The sequence below is a fragment of the Desulfonatronospira thiodismutans ASO3-1 genome (assembly GCF_000174435.1).
GTDB lineage: Bacteria > Desulfobacterota > Desulfovibrionia > Desulfovibrionales > Desulfonatronovibrionaceae > Desulfonatronospira > Desulfonatronospira thiodismutans.
In genome coordinates this window covers 1,008,634-1,027,253 of the sequence record NZ_ACJN02000001.1, presented here as the reverse complement: position 1 = coordinate 1,027,253, position 18,620 = coordinate 1,008,634, and the positions used below count along the sequence as shown (strand labels likewise).

The 18,620-nt window shown below is 43.7% G+C and carries 20 protein-coding genes and 1 pseudogene; 15 read left to right on the top strand and 6 right to left on the bottom strand.

Annotated elements, in window-relative coordinates:
- Positions 1–103: 103 nt before the first annotated feature.
- The 7 genes and pseudogenes from DTHIO_RS20960 to DTHIO_RS22890 form a co-directional block, all read left to right on the top strand.
- A complete protein-coding gene (locus DTHIO_RS20960; protein ID WP_144311444.1) occupies positions 104–283 on the top strand; it encodes a hypothetical protein in 180 nt (59 codons plus the stop codon).
- 282 nt (positions 284–565) lie between these two features.
- Positions 566–793, top strand: coding sequence for a DUF2283 domain-containing protein (locus DTHIO_RS04670; RefSeq protein ID WP_008869202.1), 228 nt, complete (start codon positions 566–568; stop codon positions 791–793).
- Positions 794–1,172: 379 nt separating this feature from the next.
- Positions 1,173–1,385 carry an ADP-ribosylglycohydrolase family protein gene (locus tag DTHIO_RS21970; protein ID WP_040417519.1) on the top strand — a complete coding sequence of 71 codons (213 nt, stop codon included), beginning with the start codon at positions 1,173–1,175 and terminating at the stop codon, positions 1,383–1,385.
- A gap of 191 nt (positions 1,386–1,576) precedes the next feature.
- Complete coding sequence (locus tag DTHIO_RS21620) at positions 1,577–1,885, top strand: hypothetical protein (protein WP_008869200.1); 309 nt, start codon at positions 1,577–1,579, stop codon at positions 1,883–1,885.
- Positions 1,869–2,285: a type II toxin-antitoxin system VapC family toxin gene (locus DTHIO_RS04650; RefSeq protein ID WP_008869199.1), complete on the top strand. Its 417-nt coding sequence runs from the start codon at positions 1,869–1,871 to the stop codon at positions 2,283–2,285. The genes DTHIO_RS21620 and DTHIO_RS04650 overlap by 17 nt, the downstream gene beginning before the upstream one ends.
- 978 nt (positions 2,286–3,263) lie before the next feature.
- Positions 3,264–3,527, top strand: coding sequence for a UPF0175 family protein (locus DTHIO_RS04645; protein WP_008869198.1), 264 nt, complete (start codon positions 3,264–3,266; stop codon positions 3,525–3,527).
- Between the two features lie 36 nt (positions 3,528–3,563).
- A pseudogene (locus DTHIO_RS22890) lies at positions 3,564–3,806 on the top strand (PIN domain-containing protein); the annotation flags it as partial.
- Between the two features lie 88 nt (positions 3,807–3,894).
- Here DTHIO_RS22890 and DTHIO_RS04640 read toward each other — a convergent pair.
- The 5 genes from DTHIO_RS04640 to DTHIO_RS04620 all read right to left on the bottom strand — a co-directional run bounded on the left by DTHIO_RS04640 (position 3,895) and on the right by DTHIO_RS04620 (position 8,217).
- Complete coding sequence (locus DTHIO_RS04640) at positions 3,895–4,389, bottom strand: GerMN domain-containing protein (RefSeq protein ID WP_008869197.1); 495 nt, start codon at positions 4,387–4,389, stop codon at positions 3,895–3,897.
- Positions 4,386–6,584: an SF1B family DNA helicase RecD2 gene (gene recD2, locus DTHIO_RS04635; protein ID WP_008869196.1), complete on the bottom strand. Its 2,199-nt coding sequence runs from the start codon at positions 6,582–6,584 to the stop codon at positions 4,386–4,388. Before recD2 ends, DTHIO_RS04640 begins: the two co-directional genes overlap by 4 nt.
- Positions 6,585–6,671: 87 nt before the next feature.
- Entirely contained in the window at positions 6,672–6,857 is a 186-nt protein-coding gene (locus DTHIO_RS04630) for a hypothetical protein (RefSeq protein WP_008869195.1), read from the bottom strand.
- A gap of 206 nt (positions 6,858–7,063) precedes the next feature.
- Positions 7,064–7,600 carry a gamma-glutamylcyclotransferase family protein gene (locus tag DTHIO_RS04625; protein WP_008869194.1) on the bottom strand — a complete coding sequence of 179 codons (537 nt, stop codon included), beginning with the start codon at positions 7,598–7,600 and terminating at the stop codon, positions 7,064–7,066.
- A 38-nt stretch (positions 7,601–7,638) separates the two neighbouring features.
- On the bottom strand, positions 7,639–8,217 hold the full coding sequence (locus tag DTHIO_RS04620; protein ID WP_008869193.1) for a hypothetical protein: 579 nt from the start codon (positions 8,215–8,217) through the stop codon (positions 7,639–7,641).
- Positions 8,218–8,981: 764 nt separating this feature from the next.
- On the opposite strand from DTHIO_RS04620, the gene DTHIO_RS04615 reads away from it, so the two are divergent.
- From DTHIO_RS04615 to DTHIO_RS04585, 8 genes are all read left to right on the top strand, one after another.
- Positions 8,982–11,309, top strand: a complete 2,328-nt coding sequence (locus tag DTHIO_RS04615) for a DNA polymerase III subunit alpha (protein WP_008869192.1) — start codon at positions 8,982–8,984, stop codon at positions 11,307–11,309.
- 47 nt (positions 11,310–11,356) lie between these two features.
- Positions 11,357–11,773: a hypothetical protein gene (locus DTHIO_RS04610; RefSeq protein WP_008869191.1), complete on the top strand. Its 417-nt coding sequence runs from the start codon at positions 11,357–11,359 to the stop codon at positions 11,771–11,773.
- 89 nt (positions 11,774–11,862) lie between these two features.
- Positions 11,863–12,930, top strand: a complete 1,068-nt coding sequence (locus DTHIO_RS04605; RefSeq protein WP_008869190.1) for a DUF8426 domain-containing protein — start codon at positions 11,863–11,865, stop codon at positions 12,928–12,930.
- Between the two features lie 178 nt (positions 12,931–13,108).
- Positions 13,109–13,264: a hypothetical protein gene (locus tag DTHIO_RS21355; protein ID WP_153305061.1), complete on the top strand. Its 156-nt coding sequence runs from the start codon at positions 13,109–13,111 to the stop codon at positions 13,262–13,264.
- 57 nt (positions 13,265–13,321) lie between these two features.
- The gene (locus tag DTHIO_RS04600) at positions 13,322–14,293 is read left to right on the top strand and encodes a WG repeat-containing protein (RefSeq protein WP_008869189.1); all 972 of its coding nucleotides are present in this window, start codon (positions 13,322–13,324) and stop codon (positions 14,291–14,293) included.
- Between the two features lie 50 nt (positions 14,294–14,343).
- On the top strand, positions 14,344–15,015 hold the full coding sequence (locus DTHIO_RS04595; protein ID WP_008869188.1) for a hypothetical protein: 672 nt from the start codon (positions 14,344–14,346) through the stop codon (positions 15,013–15,015).
- A gap of 121 nt (positions 15,016–15,136) precedes the next feature.
- Positions 15,137–16,384 carry an MBL fold metallo-hydrolase gene (locus DTHIO_RS04590; RefSeq protein ID WP_008869187.1) on the top strand — a complete coding sequence of 416 codons (1,248 nt, stop codon included), beginning with the start codon at positions 15,137–15,139 and terminating at the stop codon, positions 16,382–16,384.
- Between the two features lie 93 nt (positions 16,385–16,477).
- Positions 16,478–17,662, top strand: coding sequence for a PD-(D/E)XK nuclease family protein (locus DTHIO_RS04585; protein ID WP_008869186.1), 1,185 nt, complete (start codon positions 16,478–16,480; stop codon positions 17,660–17,662).
- 141 nt (positions 17,663–17,803) lie between these two features.
- Here DTHIO_RS04585 and DTHIO_RS04580 read toward each other — a convergent pair whose 3' ends face one another.
- A complete protein-coding gene (locus DTHIO_RS04580) occupies positions 17,804–18,505 on the bottom strand; it encodes a hypothetical protein (RefSeq protein WP_144311442.1) in 702 nt (233 codons plus the stop codon).
- Positions 18,506–18,620: the final 115 nt, after the last annotated feature.

The window sequence follows — 18,620 nt, the reverse complement described above, 5'->3', positions numbered from 1 at the left end:
CCTTGACAAAGAGCCTTTTGAGGTATTTCAGGGTGAAGAATGCTGGATTCTGGCATGTTGGGGTTGAGTTAGGACTTTCTAAGAGGACTTATTGGCTTGCTGAATGAGCACGAAAATTGATATAGACAGGAATCATTTACACCCGCATATTGAATCGAGAATGCAACAACGCGGGGTGACATTCGAGGAAATAAAACAGGTCATGGCAGAAGGTTGGGAAGCAGCTGAATCCAATCCTGGAACCTATGGAAAGATTATGGTTTTTGAATATGTATCTGTTTAGCGCTTTGCATGTGGCATGGGGACTGGCTCTTCCGGGACCCACTTGTCCCAAAAAATGAGATGTTTTTAGCACAAAATGATGCTCAAGTGGGTCCCGGAGTGCCTGTCCCCTGCTTTCCTTAAAAGCGCTAAACAGATACTTGAATATGAATCATACTGGGAAGACTTATATTATCAGCAAAAAGAAGTTACAGTATATTATAAACAGCAAGAAGGCAACAATCTGATTTTGTTGACTGTTATTGCCAGATACGGACAAAATTTTTTCAGGGGGTAAGCAGATATGAAGATGGAATATGATCCAGTCAGAGATCTTCTATATATGTGGTTCGGAACTCCTGGCACAAAATCCGCTGAAACCAAGACCATAAAGCCTGGGCTTCATGCGGATTTTGATAAGGAAGGCAAGCTTCTGGGCATTGAAGTGCTTGATGCTTCTGAAGTGCTCCAGCATCGAGTACAGTTTGAATTTTCTTTGACTTCATCCTCATCTAAAGAGATCGCTTTGTAATGAATCAAGGCACCCCAAGGTCCATTGCCGCCTGGACTTGATAGCATATAGGAAGAAGGGGACATTATGTTGCGAGTTTACCCGGTTGAACACGGCTGTGCCGTAGACCTTCGGTCTGTTCAACTGGGTTTAGTTATGTTGCCAGTATCCCGCTATATCACGCCTGCCTTTGGCGAAGAAATTGTGTGGGGCCAGGTCTCTGAGACATCTTTTTTCGGGTCGGACCTAGCCAGTATATTGAAAATATTTTAGAAGAGCTCGCTTTTTGCTTGGTTTTGAGTCTTAGAACCGCCATTTTGATATAAAAAAAGTAGTTCTAAACGCGATTCCATCCTTAGTGCCGTACAGCTGTCGGCCCTGATGCAGGAAAACGTTACATATGGTCGGGGGAGGACCATTCAATCTGTATCCGGGTCAGTGGACTGATGATACCTCCATGGCCCTGTGCCTGGCAGAGAGCCTGACTGAAAAAGGCGGGTTTAACGCCCGGGAGGACGACTGGCGCAACTGCACCCGGGTCCTCTCCCGCCGCCGGATTGACAGCTTTATACGCCAGGGCTTGGGAACAAGAAGTCCTGCTGGGGAAAGTTGACCGGTCTGCATTTTTCATGACCAGCATCAAAATCCATGGGTTCCTTCCGGAAGAGCAGTTGACAGTAATGGGCGAGAAGTATACATCATGATAATGAGCATTACTTCTTAACCCAGAGATTAGAGGTGGTGACAGATTTACGGATTGCCACTGAAAGCAAGGGCCTGAAGCAAGACCCTGGAGGGTAAGACATGAAAGCCATTGAAATGGAAACATTTATACATGAAGACGGAAAACTGCCTGCAGAATTTCGGGAAGCTTTTGGCCATAAGGCCAGGGTAATTATATTGCTAAAGGATGATACGGGACAAGAAGAACAGATACGGCAAGACTCAGCACTCTTCGAGCACAGTGTTTACCATGAAAATGATGATCCGGCTATAGCCCTGATTTCAGGTCCGGATGATTATTCAGTCAGAGCTGAGGAGATTCTTTCTGGTGGACTTCGAGAGCACAGTGGATGGACTGTCAAGGAACCGAAGAATGATCACGATAGCTGACACTGGATTCGTGGTAGGAGTGGCTATTTCAACCGACAAATGGCATAATGAATGCCTAAACCTTTATCTTAAACAGTCAGCAGTTGTTCTTCCTCAGACGGTTCTGGCTGAGGTAGCCTACCTGATTACACGTGCAGGTGGTAACCTGGTCATGTCAAAATTTTTAAAAAATTTTTCCAGAACCAAATATCGGTTAATGGCTCTTGATTCAGCTGATATCTCCCGTTCTGCAATATTGCTTGAGCAATATGCTGATACCAGGATTGATTTTGTAGACTCCACTGTTGTAGCTATGGCTGAAAGATTGAATATACAGACCATTCTTACCACTGACCATCGTGATTTTCGGATTGTACGTCCACAGCACGTAAACAGCTTTGATATTCAACCCAACCTGTAATAAGCCTCCATGCGCTCTGACAGCGGTCCAGTTTATAGTTTACCAACCAATTCCTACAATAGTCTTTGTTCGTGTCGGAACCAACCAATATGTCGAAAATATATGAGAAGAGCTCGTTTTTTGCTTGATTTTGAGTCTTGGAACCGCCATTTTGATATAAAAAAAGTAGTTCTAAGGGATTAGAAAGATACTGATATACCGCCATAGTAATGCTTTGCCCTCAACAATAAAGAAAAGAGTTTTTTGTAATGTAACCCTTCAGGGGGAGATATGCCAATTTGCCTGTCTGCCAGGCGAGCAATGCCCTGTGGGGATCTATGTTCTTCAAAACCGTGTGTGCGGAGCACCTGCCTGCCCGCTAAAATTCCGCAGGACAGCAAAGCGTATTTTAGTCGGGTGCGAAGCCTGAAGGCTTCCCGTGCCTAAGAAGTTTTTTGGCACGGGCAACTTCGTTGCACATCCCAGTGAAACCAGCTACGCTGACCCAGCACTCACTTTTCCATTTGTTTGCTTGTGATGAAACCGAAATTATTAAAGTGAGTGCTGGGTGTTTCACGGGACAGGCGGGCGGCTCTGCCGCTCACGGTTGGGGAGTACGCCTCAGGCCTATTCCCGGTGGCGATTGCTGGCACCCCTTGAATGGTTACTTTGTAACCCCCAGTTAAAACCAGCAAAGCAGGAACGCTATCAGCGTTGTTAAACTGGGCAGGCAGGCTTTCAACGGTTAAGTTACTTACAGTACACGGTATATTGGTATTTTGAATATCCCTAAGTTTTTATGCTCTGACTTGAGGGTGGTCATTTTTCGGTTGTCACAACCATTGCTCACAGTCCCCGGATAGGTTAAAGTGATATTTGCAAAGTGAAAGCTGTCAGTTATAATGACTTGCTCTTTTTCTGGCGGTTTGTGACTTTATTAGTTTGCACATCAGCATTTGAAGTTTTTAACTTAACACTCAAAAATATAGGGGCTTATATATGCAAATAACCATTGATATTCCAGACAGCCTCTTAAAGGAGATATCCTTTGGGACTCAAGAGCCAGAGCGGGAGATCAAGTTTATTTTGGCGGCGAGGCTTGTAGAATCCGGGCGAATATCAACAGGCAGGGCCGCTGAATGGCTGGGAATATCCAAGCCTCGTTTCTTGCAGGAAATGGGGCGGTATGGAATATCCGCCATCCCCATAGACGAGCAGACTCTGGAACAGGATGTTGTTAATGCCCGGCATGACACTGTTTAATACTTCTCCAATTCAGTATTTGCATCAACTGGTGAAACGTCTGTTATATTACATGGCCTGGAGAACCCAGATTCAGTTGTAGTCCTTGATGATCTTTTAGCGAGAAAAGTAGCTATTGAACTTAAGCTTGCAGTTACCGGCACAGCTGGCGTATTGATCGTGGCAAAAGACAGAGGGCTCATCAGTGAGGTGGGTCCTTATTTGAATCAGCTGCAGAGATTGGGGTTTCATCTTTCCCCAAGACATAAAGCCAGTATCATCAAGAAAGCCGCTGAATAAAATTGAGAATGAGTGTGCCAAACGGGTCAAGTAAGAAAATTGCTTCAGGGCGTAGTAACGGGCATTCAGCCAGGTAATCAAGAACTGTTTACGATGAAACAGGCCGGTTATCATTTTTTGAAGGTGTTATTTGAATTGGCCTGTTTATCAGCATATGCCCGGCAAGAGACTCAATGATTTCTCCTTCCACCATGATCTGCACTGCATTCACCCCTTGTACCTGAGCAGCGGTCATTACAATGGACTGAACAAGGACTGCCTCCAGTTCCCCGCCCATGGGTGCTTTGGTTATTTCTGTAGAAAAATCCACGTAGGCCACGCTGTCCCGAACAAACCCATCCAGAAGCCTGACATCCTCAGGGACAACCCTGCTCAGCTCAGAGCTCCGGGGCCCTTCCACCCACGCTTCCATCACCGACTTAATGCCAGGTTGCGGTCCATCAAAATCCCTGGTTTCAGAGGCAAGCTTGAACCGGGTTTCTGTGATCTCCATGAAGTAGAGATCCACAGAAGTGACCACCTTGTCCTCTGAGCATCCGGCCAGAACGACTGCCACGAAAATCAGGATAAAAAGGTATCTCATGTGATCTCCTGTATTTTGTGGTTCAGCCTGCCGGCCAGATGGGTATACCTTTCGTTTGTTCCGGCATTTTTTACTGCGATGGCCAGGGCCTTTTTGGTTCCTATGACCACCACCAGGTTCTTCCCCCGGGTGATGCCGGTGTAAACCAGATTCTTCTGCAGCATAATATAGTGCTGGGTCAGCAGGGGGATGACCACAGCAGGGTAATCGGACCCCTGGGATTTGTGAATGCTGACGGCGTAGGCCAGCACGAGTTCATCCAGGTCTGAATATTCATAGACCACCTGGCGGTCATAGAAGCGGACTTTGATTTCCTGCTCCTCAAGGTCCAGACCGGTAATCACTCCGATATCCCCGTTAAAGACTTCCTTGTCATAATTGTTTCTGATCTGCATCACTTTGTCACCCTGCCTGAAGGTCTTGCCGCCACGAATGATCTCCTGGCCCTGGGGGTTCAGACATGCCTGCAGTTCGGTGTTCAGATTACTCACCCCGACCACCCCCCTGTTCATGGGAGATATAACCTGAACATGGTCAATGGGATTAAGCTTGAAGCGCTGGGGGATACGCTCCATTACGATATACTTTATTTTCTCCAGCACCTTGTGCGGATCTTCCTCCTGCATGAAGAAGAAATCATCCAGTTTGTCCTGTCTTGGCTGTAATACGGGAAGCCGGCCCTGATTGATCATGTGCGCATTGACTATGATGGAACTCTCCCGGGCCTGCCTGAAAATCTCGTTTAGTTCCACTACGGGCACTGAGCCTGAATTTATAATATCCTTGAGAACATTGCCTGGTCCCACAGAGGGCAATTGATTGACATCTCCCACCATAATGAGCGTGGTGTCCATCCTGACGGCTTTGAGCAGGTGGTGCATAAGCACAGTGTCCACCATACTCATTTCGTCAACTATCAGGAGGTCGCAGTTCAGGGGATGCTCATCGTTTTTTTTGAAGCCTCCCTTCTGGAAATCAAACTCCAGAAGCCTGTGGATGGTTTTGGCCTCATATCCGGTGGACTCCTGCATTCTCTTGGCAGCTCTTCCAGTGGGTGCAGCCAGAAGGATTTTTACTTTGAGCCGGGAGACGATTTTCAGGATGGCATTTAACAGAAAACTTTTGCCCGTGCCCGGGCCTCCTGTAATGACCAGTATTTTGTCTAGCAGGGCCTTTCGTACCGCTTCCGCCTGTTTTTCAGCCAGGTTCAGGCCATATGTTTTTTGCACCCAGTCCAGGGCCTTATCAGTATCCACCTGTCTTATTGATTTGGGAGCCTTGATGAGTTTTTTTAGTTTTGCGGCAATACTGGTTTCGGAATAGAAATACTTGGCCAGATAGACAGCTTTTTGTTCCTGCTGAGGCAAACTTTCCATTACGATATACTGCAGGGTCTCAAGGGAATCAATCTGCTGGTCTACCAGTTCTGCATCGACTTTGAGTATTTCGGCTGCTTTCCGGGCAAGGTCTTGTCTGGGGTAGTAAACATGGCCTTCATCTGAAAGCTGGTGCAGGACGTAGAGTATGCCGGCCTGTATTCTGAACTCGGACTCCAGGGAAAAACCAAGTTTTTGAGCGATGTTGTCTGCGGTGATAAAACCTATGCCGAATATATCCGTTGCCAAGCGGTAGGGATTGTCCTGGACAACCTTGATGGAATCTTTGCCGTAGGTCTTGAAGATTTTGCTGGCGTACGTAGATGATACGCCGTGGCCTTGCAGAAAAAGCATCACCTCCCGTATCTCTTTTTGCTCCTCCCAGGCCTTTTTTATTTTCTCTATGCGTTTCTGGCCGATACCATCCACTTCAGTCAGCCTGTCTGTTTCATGCTCGATAATATCCAGGGTCTTATCTCCGAAGAGAGATACGATTTTCTTGGCCATCACCGGGCCGATACCTTTAATCAGCCCGGAACCGAGGTATCTTTGAATCCCGGCGGAAGTGGCCGGTACAGCGCATTCACAGAAAACCGCCTTGAACTGTTCTCCGAATTTGGGGTGGTTGGACCATTCTCCCTTCATCTTGAGGACCTGGCCGGCCAGCGGAGAGGCAATACTTCCAACCACAGTTACCAGATCTCTGCGGCCTCGGACTTTCACCTTGGCCACAGTGTAGCCGTTTTCTTCATTGGTGTAGGTGATCCTTTCTATCTGGCCCTGGAGGTATTCCAGGCTGGTAGTGTTAGATGTGTTCATACAATAATCGAATACAGAAAAACACTATACAAAGCAAAAGGCCTTTGGGGGTAAGGAATCCAAGAAAAAAAGGGGCAAGGGGCAGGATCACTCTTCATCAAACTGGATGCAAATATCCGCAATGATAACCGGAGCATTATCGTCATCTGAAACGACTACCTGCTGCGCCTGCTGAACATATTCGGAGTCCTTGATGTGTATCATCGCCGGTTGCCTTAACTGCTTCTCGTCAAAAGACTGCAAAATATCCAACAACTCGCCATAAGTCAGCATGCTCTCAGCCTCCCATTCAGATTTACGTTATAACCGCTAAAATTTATATGAGGTAGGCTTTAATATCTACCCCGGGATTCAAGCTTTGGATTGGTATTCCTCTCAAATCTGATACCGGAACAAACAGCCTCAATTCACCGTAATCTCAAATACCGCCTGGCTTGCGGCGGGCCGGAGTATAGGGGACGTCCACCAACAGCTATTTGTTAAGTTCCAGTTACATGCCATTCTTCGACCATTCCAGCTAGTTCTGGATTGCTCTGAACGATACAGGCGGCGACGTACTCACGATAGGCGGGTGGCATGTCATTTTCTGCCAAGCCTGTCAGGATGTAGCTGGCGTAACCGGCGCTGGTTTTCCGCTCAGGTCCCGGTTTTCTGGCAATGTAGGTGGTAGCCGAGATCACAGCTCCATCTGACTGGACAACATAAATCTCTGTCCGGTCGTAATTCACTCCCTCTCCCTCAATGGCGTCCAGCGATTTTCGATTGAGGACACTTGCTTTTTGGCGATACACCAGCGACTCAGGGATCTCATAGAGAACGCCAAAGATTGGACGACCGTCCGATGCAAGACAAATGCTTGCTGCAGCACAACTATTTGTCTTGCTCCAGACTGGAAAACACAACCTGTAAGGATGGAGCGTATGGGCGATCCCAAAGCGCTGGGCATCGCCAGCCAGGCGTTCCGGTGAGTTCAGTCTCTTGCTGCTCATGTTCGAGCCGTACTGGAAGACGAGCATACGATTCGATCTCCTGGCGTATAACTTTTCAATACAGCCTATGCGTTAGCGGTCGGCTGCATTGACTTCATAGCGGTAGAACCTTGGTAGCCCTGCCAATATTTTTCTATTTTCCACATTGGGCTTCCATTTAACGCCTTTCTTATATTACCTATAACACTTTGATATTCATCTGAATCAAATTTCGACCAGCGTTTCGTCACCGCTTTTCGCCATTCTTTTTTGAGACCGCCAACGTCATTATCGCGTAAGGACTTAAGCAACAACCCATCAATTGGCGGGTGAATCGGTGCAACCCTCTCGTTCTCGGCATAACCACCACAGACGAATATGGTCTTCATGTAGACATTTATCAATTTGGCCGCAACGCCATGTGTAAAATTCAACCCCAGCTTCTCTGCTTGTAAGATTACAGATTCTCTCCAGTCTGAATGTACTTTATCGAAACTATTTGTTTCTGGGAGATTCTGAGGTGAATCCACAAAAGTACTTAATCCTGAATTTTCAATAATCATCTTTCCTTGAAGCACGCTGAATCTGCATCCCTTTACGCTACTAGCACGACTAGCTGCCCAAGCAGCATATCGGTGTTTGTGCTCTTTGATTTCATATGTCATCGAAATTCCTGACTGCAAATTATTACAAAATTTCTATATCATTCCAATCAATATGATATACATGATTAAAGCTTGCGTACCAGAGACATAGGTAGTCCCAGTCTCCCATCAAATGATGCTTTCGAATGGTATTCCTTTCAAATCTGATACCGGACTACTCCCATCCCATAGCCGTAGTGCTCGCCTGCTTTATTCTGCAAACATTGAAAAAACCTTTTCCAGGTCTTTCAAGTGCACCGGCTTGGCCGGTCAGTAATTTATGCCTGGCAGGCCTGACCGAATATCGGGCTTCGTCACATTTTGATAACTCCCAGTCTGCTCTGACGTATCAGGCTCGCTTACGCTCCGGCCATCCCACTTCCTATCGCTTCCTTCAGGCCCTGCCGTTAATAGCAATGTCCTTTCAAGTCGGATTGCCTTCCATTCGGTCGGGGCGATCTCAGCTTTTATCAAATGGGCGGGCTTGTCCAATTTTGCCTAACAAACCAAATAGTAACGAAGGATCGCAAATATGCCAACCCCCAGATATCAGGGAGGTGGTTAATGGTTAGCTACAAAATTCCATAATTTTTTCTGTAATATGACCGCTTTTGTCATACCTGCATAATATTTTTGGTTCTGGCTAAGAAAATCATCGACTTTTCTTTAGTGAGTATTTATGCTGCCAATAAGATGCCGCCATGGATCTGAAATATATCTGACTTTCAAAATCTTAAAAGTCCGCCAAGCTCAAAATGCTTCCTGAACGTAAGGGAGGGACAACCATGTCTGATTTTTGCCATTTACACTGCCATACCGAATACAGTCTTTTTGAAGGGTGTATCAGGATAGAGGATCTTTGCTCCAGGGCTGTTGAATATAAAATGCCTGCTGTAAGCATAACCGATAGCGGCAATCTTTTTGGGGCCATGAAATTATACTTAAAAGCCCGGGAATATGGCATCAAGCCCATCATAGGATGTGAGGTCAACCTGTCGCCCGAAAAAATTACTGACAGGGACAGTTTTAATTATCACCTAGTGCTGCTGGCCATGGACCTGCATGGATACCACAATCTGGTCAGACTGGTAAGTGCCGGCTGGATGCAAGGCTTTTACTACAAACCCCGGGTGGATAAGGATATGCTTCAAACTTACTCAAACGGCCTGATTGCTCTTTCAGCCTGTATGGAAGGTGAGGTCCAGTATCTGTTGCGCACAAAAGGTTTTGATCATGCTCTTGAAGCAGCAAGGCAATACGCCAGCATTTTTCCGGATAGATTCTACCTTGAGCTTGAAGCAAGCGGACTCAAAGACCAGGCAGAGGTTAATGGCAGGCTTATGGAAATGTCCGAAAAGACAGGCTTGCCCATGGTGGCTACCAATGATTGCAGGTATCTGGCCCCCCAGGATGCTGAAGCCTATGCGGCATTAAGGTGTATTCAAAAAAACGAAAGACTTGACCATCATAATCTGAACTCAAGAGAGCTGTATTTCAAGTCGCCTGAGGAGATGGAAAAGGAGTTCTCCCATTGTCCCACCGCCCTGGAAAATGTCCAAAAAATCATTGAGCAGTGCGGTCTTGACCTGGAATATCCCAAAAGACATCTGCCAAAGTATACGCCTTCTGCTGAAGATACCCTTGATAAGGAACTTGTGGCTCTGTCGGAAAAAGGTCTTGAAGAAAAGTTGGCAAATCTTCCTTATGAGGTTGACAGGGATGAGTATTTCACCCGGCTTGATAAAGAGTTGAAGGTCATCTGTGAACAAGGCGAGTCATGGTATTTTCTTGTAGTGCATGATTATGTTTCATGGGCAAAGAGCAGAGGTATCGTGGTTGGGCCTGGCCGGGGTTTTGCTCCTGGAAGCATGACAGCTTACGCCCTTGGAATAACCGGGGTTGATCCGATCCGGCACCGCCTGTATTTTGAAAAGTTCTTTAACACCAAAACGGGTTTGAAAGATATTGATGTTGATTTTTGCCATGAGCGCCGGGAAGAAGTTTTTGAATATTTACGTGAAAAATACGGGCAGGCAAATGCTGTCTACCCTTCTGTTTTTGTAGCCTCAAAAGCCAGGGTAGTACTAAGAGATGTGGGACAGGTTATGGGCTTTAGCTTGGATCAGGTGGAACAAATAACCAGTCTCATTCCAGAGAAAATTGGTATAACCGTAAGCAAAGCCCTCGAAATGGAACCAGCTTTGCGTAATTTGATGAATGACAACGAAGAGATGCAGAGATATCTTGATATCTGCAAGAGGCTTGACAGACTGGTACGCCATGTTTCTATCCATGCGGCAGGAATCGTTATATCCAACGAGAAGCTACAGAGCTATCTGCCGTTATACAGTGACCAAAACAAGGCTATTGTCTCTCAATATGATTGGGACGACCTCAGACGACTGGGATTTATCAAGTTTGATTTTCTCGGCCTTAAATACCTTAGCTTGATTAGCCGCACTCTGGCTCTGATTAAAGTCAATAAAAAACAGGTCCCGGATATGGAAAATCTGCCCCTGGATGACACACTGACCTTTGATCTGCTGGACGGTGGCCTTACCGAGGGGGTTTTTCAACTGGAAAGCTCAGGAATGCGCAATACCCTAATGGACTTAACACCCACCTGCTTTGAAGACATCATTGCCCTTCATGCCATTTACCGTCCAGCGTTCCTGCAAAACGGCATAGACAAGGACTTCATCAAGCGCAAACATGGCCTGGTTTCGGTTGAATACCCGCATCCTGATCTTGAGCCGATTCTTAATGAAACGCATGGACTGATAATTTATCAGGAGCAACTGATGGAAATCGCCCAGACCCTGGCTGGTTATTCCCTGGAAGAAGGCGATACTCTGCGCCGGGTGTTGGGCAAAAAAGAGGCGACAACAATGGCTGAACAAAGAGAAAAATTTATACAAAAAGCCCGTGATAAAGGGTTGGATCAGTTAACAGCCAAGCATGTTTTTGAATTAATGGAAAGATTCGCAAGTTATACCTTTAGCAAATCCCACAGCGTTGCTTACTCAATGATCGCATACCAGACGGCCTACCTCAAGGCCCATTATCCGGAAGAGTTTCAAAGGGCTCTGAGCATGGTTTTTAATAATCAGTAATTGAAGCGTTATGACATATATCGGAATTACGGCAGAGGACTGTTTTTATGGTTGATTATATCCGGGGGCTTTACAGGCTGAGGAAAATCAGTTTTAAAATCCAGGAGTGCAAAGACGAGTATTACCTGAAAAGTGTTCTATCATCGTTTCTCAAGGCTGAAGGGAAGGAAGTCCGCAGTCTGGATACTGGGCAGGCTGTGATCCCCTTGCCCATGGTCAAAAGATGGATTGTCTCAAGACTGCCTCAGTTCAGTGAAGCAATCCACCAGCAGATAATGGTAATCAGAGCAGAGCACGAGGCAAAGCTTTCCAGGGAGAGGGTGATAAGTAAAAAACACCAGGACAGGCCTGATAAAGTAGAATTTGATGAGTCGGTTCTTGCCCGGAAAGGGGCCTTTTGGGAATACAACCATGCTCTTATCTTGACTTGCCCAGGGAAAATACCCGGAATGGACCGGGATTAATAAGTCTTGAAATGATGGAACTGGCAATCAAGCCCGGCAACAGTCTGGTTGAATGACCCAGGCTGCTGCTCAAGCTCAGAGGAAATTTTATGGATATTGCAGGAAAAAAGATATGGCAGGTAGCTGCCGGGGATACTGACAGAAACTATACAGATCTCTGTCTATACTGGGACGTAATTGTGAATGGGCCGGGCTCAGAAGGCCGATGGCCAGAATGTGAAAACAAACTAAGACAGGAATGGGAACTGTCATCACGTAAGATCTCAGACTTAAGGCGTTTCGCAGAGGAAATGACTGATGGGGATCTTGTTGTTTTGAGAATGGGAACGACTGATGTTCTCGGTGTTGGAGTCGTTGTTGGAGAATATCTATGGAACGAAGAGTTTGGAGATGTTGATGGTTGGGATCTTCAACATGTCAGACGTGTGAAGTGGCTCTGGAAATATGACGGCACTCCAAAAAGATTCGATACTTATACTTTGAAATTTGGCGATACTGTGCAATCGATAGACTCTCAGCCGGTTATGGATTGGGTTCATAGTTTTTCTGCCGAAATTTTATCCACTAAAAGACCATTAACAAGACTTCCAGATCCATCTAAAGATGTCGGTTGGGAAGATATCGCTGAATATCTTTTCGACCATGGAGTAGCCAGCAATGCGATTGGAAAAATAACAAATGAAATCGATGAGCTTGTCCGCATTTCAAAATGGTATCAAAGGACGGGTGGCCCATCTGAAGCAGAGACAGTTGCATACCTTGCTATTCCTTTGTTACGCTCATTAGGGTGGACACCACAAAAAATGGCCATTGAATGGGGCGGGGTAGACATCGCTTTGTTTAGCACGTTGCCAAGAGTTGACAACAATTTAACGGTTGTGGTTGAAGCTAAACAAAAAGGTTATGCTTGCCTTAACGCCCAATCACAAGCCAAGACATATGCAGAACAGGAGGGTCGAACTGATTGCAATCGTTTGATAGTCACAGATGGGCTGCGTTATGGAGTGTACTTCAGGCAAGATGGAAAATTCCCAAATGAACCTCATGCATATCTTAATTTAACACGAATGCGAAATGCATATCCTTTGCTGAAATGTAAGGGAGCCAAAGAAGCATTTCTTTTTATGTCTGCAGATTGGGTTCCACAAGTAATGTAAAAACCCAGCACAATGCGTCAGCAGTGAGTTGTCAGCAAAAACAAACAGTTACAGTTGTGGGTTTAATTTATTAATAACTTCTTTCATGTCCAGATTTTTTGCAAATACTTCAGCCATGCTCTTATCCTGACTTCTACGGGAAAAATACCCGGAATGGAGCGGGAATAGTCAGCGTTGTATGATAAAGCTGATAATTAAACTGGCAGCATTCTGGTCAAAGGAACCAGAATATTACCTGAATTCCGGAAAATTCAAAGAGGATTTTACAGAAAGAAATGAGTATCTGCCGGGAATAATACAGCAGGGTTTGCACGGGCCTATTGATTCAATGTAATTGAGGCAAATTATTGTTACAGCTGAAGTTAGAGAATCTTCTTAATGAGGAGTGACCATGAGATATCAAGTTAATTTGTTCCCACTACTTGAAAATAAATGGGGGTATATCAATGACAAAGGTGAATGGGTCATAAATCCTAAATACGACCATGCTTTGCCGTTTAGCCAAGGCTTAGCTATTGTACGATATAATAACAACAATTTTGTTATTGATGAATCAGGCACAATACTCAACCAGAGAGGCTTTGATGAAGCCTATGGATTTAGTTGCGACAGGTGTGCAGTACGTATAGATAAGCATTGGGGGTATATAGACACAGACATGAACTTTGTAGTAAAGCCAAAATTTTCTGTGGCTTCATATTTTTCAGATTTTTTAGCTTTGGTTGATATAATAGACTATGATGATGCCCTTAATCAGTATGGATACATCGATTACAGCGGGGATTTTAGAATAATGCCGACCTTTGACTTTGCGTTTGATTTTCAGGAAGGTCTTGCTCAGGTTGAGAAAGAGAGTAGAGATGGAACTGTAAAGGGGTACATTGACTCTGAAGGCAATCTAAAAATTGATCTCTCAGATGCACCTGAAATTTCAGGTATGAGGAGTTTTTCAGAAGGCCTAGCGTCTCTTATGTGGGGGGATTATTGCGGATGTATTGACAAATCGGGGCAGTGGCAAATTGATCCACGCTATGAGTTTATCGGTGAGTTTTCTGGTGGGTTAGCAAAATTTAGAGAGAAAGATAAATGGGGGTATATCGATCATTCAGGCAAAACCGTAATTCAAGCACATTTTGACTTTGCTTCTGATTTTTCTGAAGGCTTCGCAGTCATTGGCATGGGAAGTCTTCTTCAAAGGACGCTTAAGAAGGGATACATAGATCTTTCCGGAAGGATAGTGGTTGAGCCTAAATATGATATAGCCAACCCTTTTTACCAAGGTCTTGCTTATGTAGGGATAACAGATGGTTGTAGAGGATATATTGATCAGAATGAAAACTTTGTGAAAAAGATCATATCATAAATAATTTTAATTATTTTTAATTATAAATGATGATCAGGGGAGGGGTAGATATGCTATCAGAAAAACAAAAGAACAAGATTTACAACCGTAATTTTCAAACATTCCATTCTGGAAAAAAGCTGCGCACCAAGCATAAGATGTTTCGAGATGAAATATTAGAATACTTAAAGATAAATAAAGATAAGATAATTGAGAGTACTCCATTACCTAGCACAGACATTGGAAAAGATGAAGAACAATCTCAATTTGAAATTGATCTATATAATCAAATGCGAAAATATATAGATGACTATGTAGAGTCGACACTGCAACCTGAATATGAAAAAGAAGTAAGAGAATATTTGAAGGCAAAGGAGAGGTTGTTGAATGGTCTTGATAACCTTATGGAAAAAATAAAAAACAATGAATTTTCATGGTATGATGGAGAGAATGTTGAATGGGGAGGCGCTGGCGTGATAATTACTAGCGATTGCCAAAGACCTGCCCGTGAAAATGATATTTTTATTTGTGTAAATTATCCTAATTTAATAGTTGGTGTTTTTGACCAGGTAAAAGAGCTAGGTGCTGGATATATTGATTTCGAGAATAAATACGTTATTTATGGATTCCTGGCCAAATCTGCTCAAAGGCAAATTAATAAATATGAGAATACATTGCAAGAATATAACACAATAATATTTAACATGGTCAAAGAGATGAAGGAATTCATAGAAGAAGGATAGATGATACGATATTTTAAGATCCAGCTAATTATGCAATCCATTTTAACACAAATGATGTTAAAGGGATATACTTTAGACTTTATTTGCATATATCAGTAGATCCAATTTCAGGAACGTGACAATGAAAGTATGTATACATAGAGGTAGCAATCAAATCGGCGGCAGCTGCGTTGAAATTGAGCAGGATGGTCAGCGCATTATTCTGGACATTGGTCTTCCCTTGGATTCAGAATCCAATGACAAGGCCCTTCTTCCATTGGTAAAAGGGCTTGACGGCAGCGACCCAAGCCTTTTAGGAGTGTTCCTGTCTCATACGCATCTTGACCATACTGGGCTGCTTAAGCATATATCTTCTGAAATCAAAGTGGGTTCAGGTCCGGCAGCCCGCAGGATAATGGATGCAGCCTTGCCTTTTCTTCCTGACAAATTTCCGCCAATTCCCGATGGCTGGGAGTATGATCCCTGGAAGTCATTTCAGGTAGGTCCATTTAAAATCACACCTTATCTGGTGGATCATTCTGCCTATGATGCTTATGCACTGCTCATTGAGGCAGGAGGGAAAAGGCTCTTCTACTCTGGCGATTTTCGTGGGCATGGACGCAAGGCCAAGCTATTCCAAAACGTCCTAAAAAGTCCTCCCAGGAACATTGATGTTTTGCTTATGGAAGGCTCAACACTTGGGAGGATAGATCAGGAACTCAGATTTCCATCAGAGACTGATATTGAAAATGAACTGGTTGAAGCTTTTTCAAATACCCAGGGATTGGCCATGGTTCATGCATCAGGGCAAAATGTCGACCGTGTTGTATCCATTATGCGTGCATCCAAAAGAACCAATCGCATATTGCTCATTGATCTTTATACTGCCGTAATCCTTGAAGCAACTCAGAACAAAAACATTCCCCAGTCTCACTGGCCAGAAATGGCCCTGCTTGTTCCCCAAGCTCAGCGAGTGCAAATACTTAACAACTCCTGGTTTGACAAACTCAAGCGCCATTCTTCAAATCGGGTTTTCATGGAAAAAGTAAAACAAAACCCGGACAAATACACTCTGCTGTTCAGGCCCCTGTTTACGAAGGATCTGAACAAGGGAGAATGCCTGAAGGGTGCTTCATACATCTATTCTCAATGGGAAGGCTATTGGGAGCGAGGTGATTATGACTATGTTAAGGACTGGCTGAACATCCATGGCATCAGTAAGCAGAGCATCCATACCTCAGGCCACGCTGCTCCTTCAGACCTTAAAGCACTTGTCCAGGCTCTTAATCCGGGCAAAGTTGTACCAATTCACAGCTACATGCCTGAAAAGTATACTGAGCTGTTTGGTAATGTGGAAATGCATGGTGATGGTGAATGGTGGAATGTGTGAAGATGTTTTTTACACCATACAATTTAGGTGTTGTTTGCTTTTTCTCATTTTTTTTGTATCAATCTATAACTAAAAACACAAGAGGTGTAAAAAATGAATATTTTTAAAGTAATAGCGTCAGGGCATGGTTCTTTTCAAGAAACAAACGCATCTGCAATCTTAGCATGGCTTTTACACCCAGAGATGGAGCATGGTTTAGGGTATACATTTCTTTCAAGATTTTTCAATGAAATTAAATCTTATGATAATAATGAAATTAAATCTTCTGACAATTCGGAACTAAATGATCTTGCTGAAAAATTAAACCATAAGTTTAGGGGAGAGTTGGAAAATAAAAATAATTTGTGGTTAGATCTTGAATTTGATGTCAATACATCAGTCATTGACATAATCATTGTTTTTGAAAACTGGGTTTTTGCAATAGAAAATAAAATATACAGTAGCTCTTTCAGTAAAGGTCAGTTGGAAAAGGAATACAAGGGACTCAAAACTCAAGAAAAATTTAAAAACAAAAAAATTGTCTTGATATATCTGGTTCCTGTTGGTGAAGATTCTGAAACTAATGAAGAAAATTTTGCAAAAGAGTTTGATGGATTATCAGTAGATGGACAGGATTTTAAAAGGTTGATTACATGGCAAAAAAATCAAATTGTTAATGTCGGTTCAATTTCAGAGGTTATACATACAGTTTTAAGAGATGAATTTTCTGGAACAATCGATCCAATTCCGGAATATACCCGCCACACCCTGAAAGCTCTATTGTCATTTATTTCCAACGATTTTAATGGTTACGCTTATGAAGAAAAACAGTCTCATTCTGGCCTTAATCCGTTAACTGAATATAAACTTGAGTATGATAAGCTGAAGCAAATGAGTAGCGGATTTGTCGGCGTAGGTAACGGAATTAGAGGTTTATTGAGAATGGATGGTAACGATATCAAAAGCTATAAATATCAATATACTTCTCATAACATGGAAAACAAAAAAAACTGGATGCCTATAGATGTTTTTAAAAAATTGGCATCTTGGAAATTAGGTGCATCAACGCCCGATATCAAGTGGCAAGGAAAATTTCCTGCTGACATTCTTTACAAAATTTCCAAAGACTACAGATCAACGGTGTTTATTGGGATCCAAGGCGGAGAAAATGCTTTAAACTCAATGAGTTCTAGTGACATCAAAAATAAGGAGTGGCAAGTTGGAACAGAGAAAGTAAGTTCTCACTGGATACCTGGAGATAAGTTCAAAGAAATTCTTGATGAAAAACATGTTTTCTAAAATAATGGACCTGAGTGGACCATGAATATTCCAGGTGACATCCAGAAAGATTAAAAATGAGTCTAAGTGATGTTTTTATGTAGCTTGATTCCCTAAACTTTAATGGAATTTAGCTCGACAACTAGAGAATATAATGATCCTTTAACAATACAGACACATTATCTTGTTTACACTAGACATGCAGACATCACTGAACCAGATATTTTCAATGCCTTTACTTTCAAAGGTTTGGAGAATTTCAGAGGCAGTTGCAAGTACCTGCTGCTGCGAATCAACATATAAGACAAAGAAAAGGTCTTTGACCCCCGGCTGCAGGCGAAGTTTGGCTCCCGGATCTTCAGGATAAATGCGTGAATATGAAAGCTTTATGCTCTTGCCTTCCATGAGACCATAATACTCCCGGGCATCAGCTGAAATTTCATTTGGAAACATCAGAAAGGCGCAGAAGTCATGCACAAAATCAGCAGCCAGCTGTAAATCCAGACAGTCGCCATTTTCTTTTTTGATAAGAGTTTCCTTTTTATAGATATTGTCCGGATCAGGCTCACTTACAGGCAGCAGGAAAACAAACGGGCCTTTTTCGAAATCCTGCCGCTGTAAATAATCTCTGCATTTTTCTACATATTCCGCATCAAGCGCTCCTGCAAGGAACACGCATTCGTATCCAAAAAGAGAATTCAAGCCTATGCGGTTAGAGTCTCCTCCCAAGACTGCAATTACTGGTGTTCCTTCCCCTTGCAGCCACTCTGAATCTGGATTCAGATGAGAAAACCGTTTAAGCAGTCCTTGTGTCTTTTCTTCAATATACTGGGCGAGAGCCTGGCTTCTTTCGCCAAAAACCACTACAGCCGCCTTGAAATCTCTTCTACCTGGTTCCATAACATAACCCCTAATAATTTATTAACTTTGAATTCTCGTGTTGGCCATGGCTATATAATTTTGGAAGTGAGCCGATCAT

Bases quoted from the DNA above. Each gene is read 5' to 3' on its own strand.
- DTHIO_RS04590 (WP_008869187.1), top strand. From the start codon at position 15,137: ATGAAAGTATGTATACATAGAGGTAGCAATCAAATCGGCGGCAGCTGC.
- DTHIO_RS04625 (WP_008869194.1), bottom strand. From the start codon at position 7,600: ATGCTCGTCTTCCAGTACGGCTCGAACATGAGCAGCAAGAGACTGAAC.
- DTHIO_RS04620 (WP_008869193.1), bottom strand. From the start codon at position 8,217: ATGACATATGAAATCAAAGAGCACAAACACCGATATGCTGCTTGGGCA.
- DTHIO_RS04670 (WP_008869202.1), top strand. From the start codon at position 566: ATGAAGATGGAATATGATCCAGTCAGAGATCTTCTATATATGTGGTTC.
- DTHIO_RS04640 (WP_008869197.1), bottom strand. From the start codon at position 4,389: ATGAGATACCTTTTTATCCTGATTTTCGTGGCAGTCGTTCTGGCCGGA.
- DTHIO_RS04605 (WP_008869190.1), top strand. From the start codon at position 11,863: ATGGATATTGCAGGAAAAAAGATATGGCAGGTAGCTGCCGGGGATACT.
- DTHIO_RS04610 (WP_008869191.1), top strand. From the start codon at position 11,357: ATGGTTGATTATATCCGGGGGCTTTACAGGCTGAGGAAAATCAGTTTT.
- DTHIO_RS04630 (WP_008869195.1), bottom strand. From the start codon at position 6,857: ATGCTGACTTATGGCGAGTTGTTGGATATTTTGCAGTCTTTTGACGAG.
- DTHIO_RS21355 (WP_153305061.1), top strand. From the start codon at position 13,109: ATGATAAAGCTGATAATTAAACTGGCAGCATTCTGGTCAAAGGAACCA.
- DTHIO_RS04585 (WP_008869186.1), top strand. From the start codon at position 16,478: ATGAATATTTTTAAAGTAATAGCGTCAGGGCATGGTTCTTTTCAAGAA.
- DTHIO_RS21620 (WP_008869200.1), top strand. From the start codon at position 1,577: ATGAAAGCCATTGAAATGGAAACATTTATACATGAAGACGGAAAACTG.
- recD2 (WP_008869196.1), bottom strand. From the start codon at position 6,584: ATGAACACATCTAACACTACCAGCCTGGAATACCTCCAGGGCCAGATA.
- DTHIO_RS04645 (WP_008869198.1), top strand. From the start codon at position 3,264: ATGCAAATAACCATTGATATTCCAGACAGCCTCTTAAAGGAGATATCC.
- DTHIO_RS21970 (WP_040417519.1), top strand. From the start codon at position 1,173: ATGGTCGGGGGAGGACCATTCAATCTGTATCCGGGTCAGTGGACTGAT.
- DTHIO_RS04615 (WP_008869192.1), top strand. From the start codon at position 8,982: ATGTCTGATTTTTGCCATTTACACTGCCATACCGAATACAGTCTTTTT.
- DTHIO_RS04595 (WP_008869188.1), top strand. From the start codon at position 14,344: ATGCTATCAGAAAAACAAAAGAACAAGATTTACAACCGTAATTTTCAA.
- DTHIO_RS04600 (WP_008869189.1), top strand. From the start codon at position 13,322: ATGAGATATCAAGTTAATTTGTTCCCACTACTTGAAAATAAATGGGGG.
- DTHIO_RS20960 (WP_144311444.1), top strand. From the start codon at position 104: ATGAGCACGAAAATTGATATAGACAGGAATCATTTACACCCGCATATT.
- DTHIO_RS04650 (WP_008869199.1), top strand. From the start codon at position 1,869: ATGATCACGATAGCTGACACTGGATTCGTGGTAGGAGTGGCTATTTCA.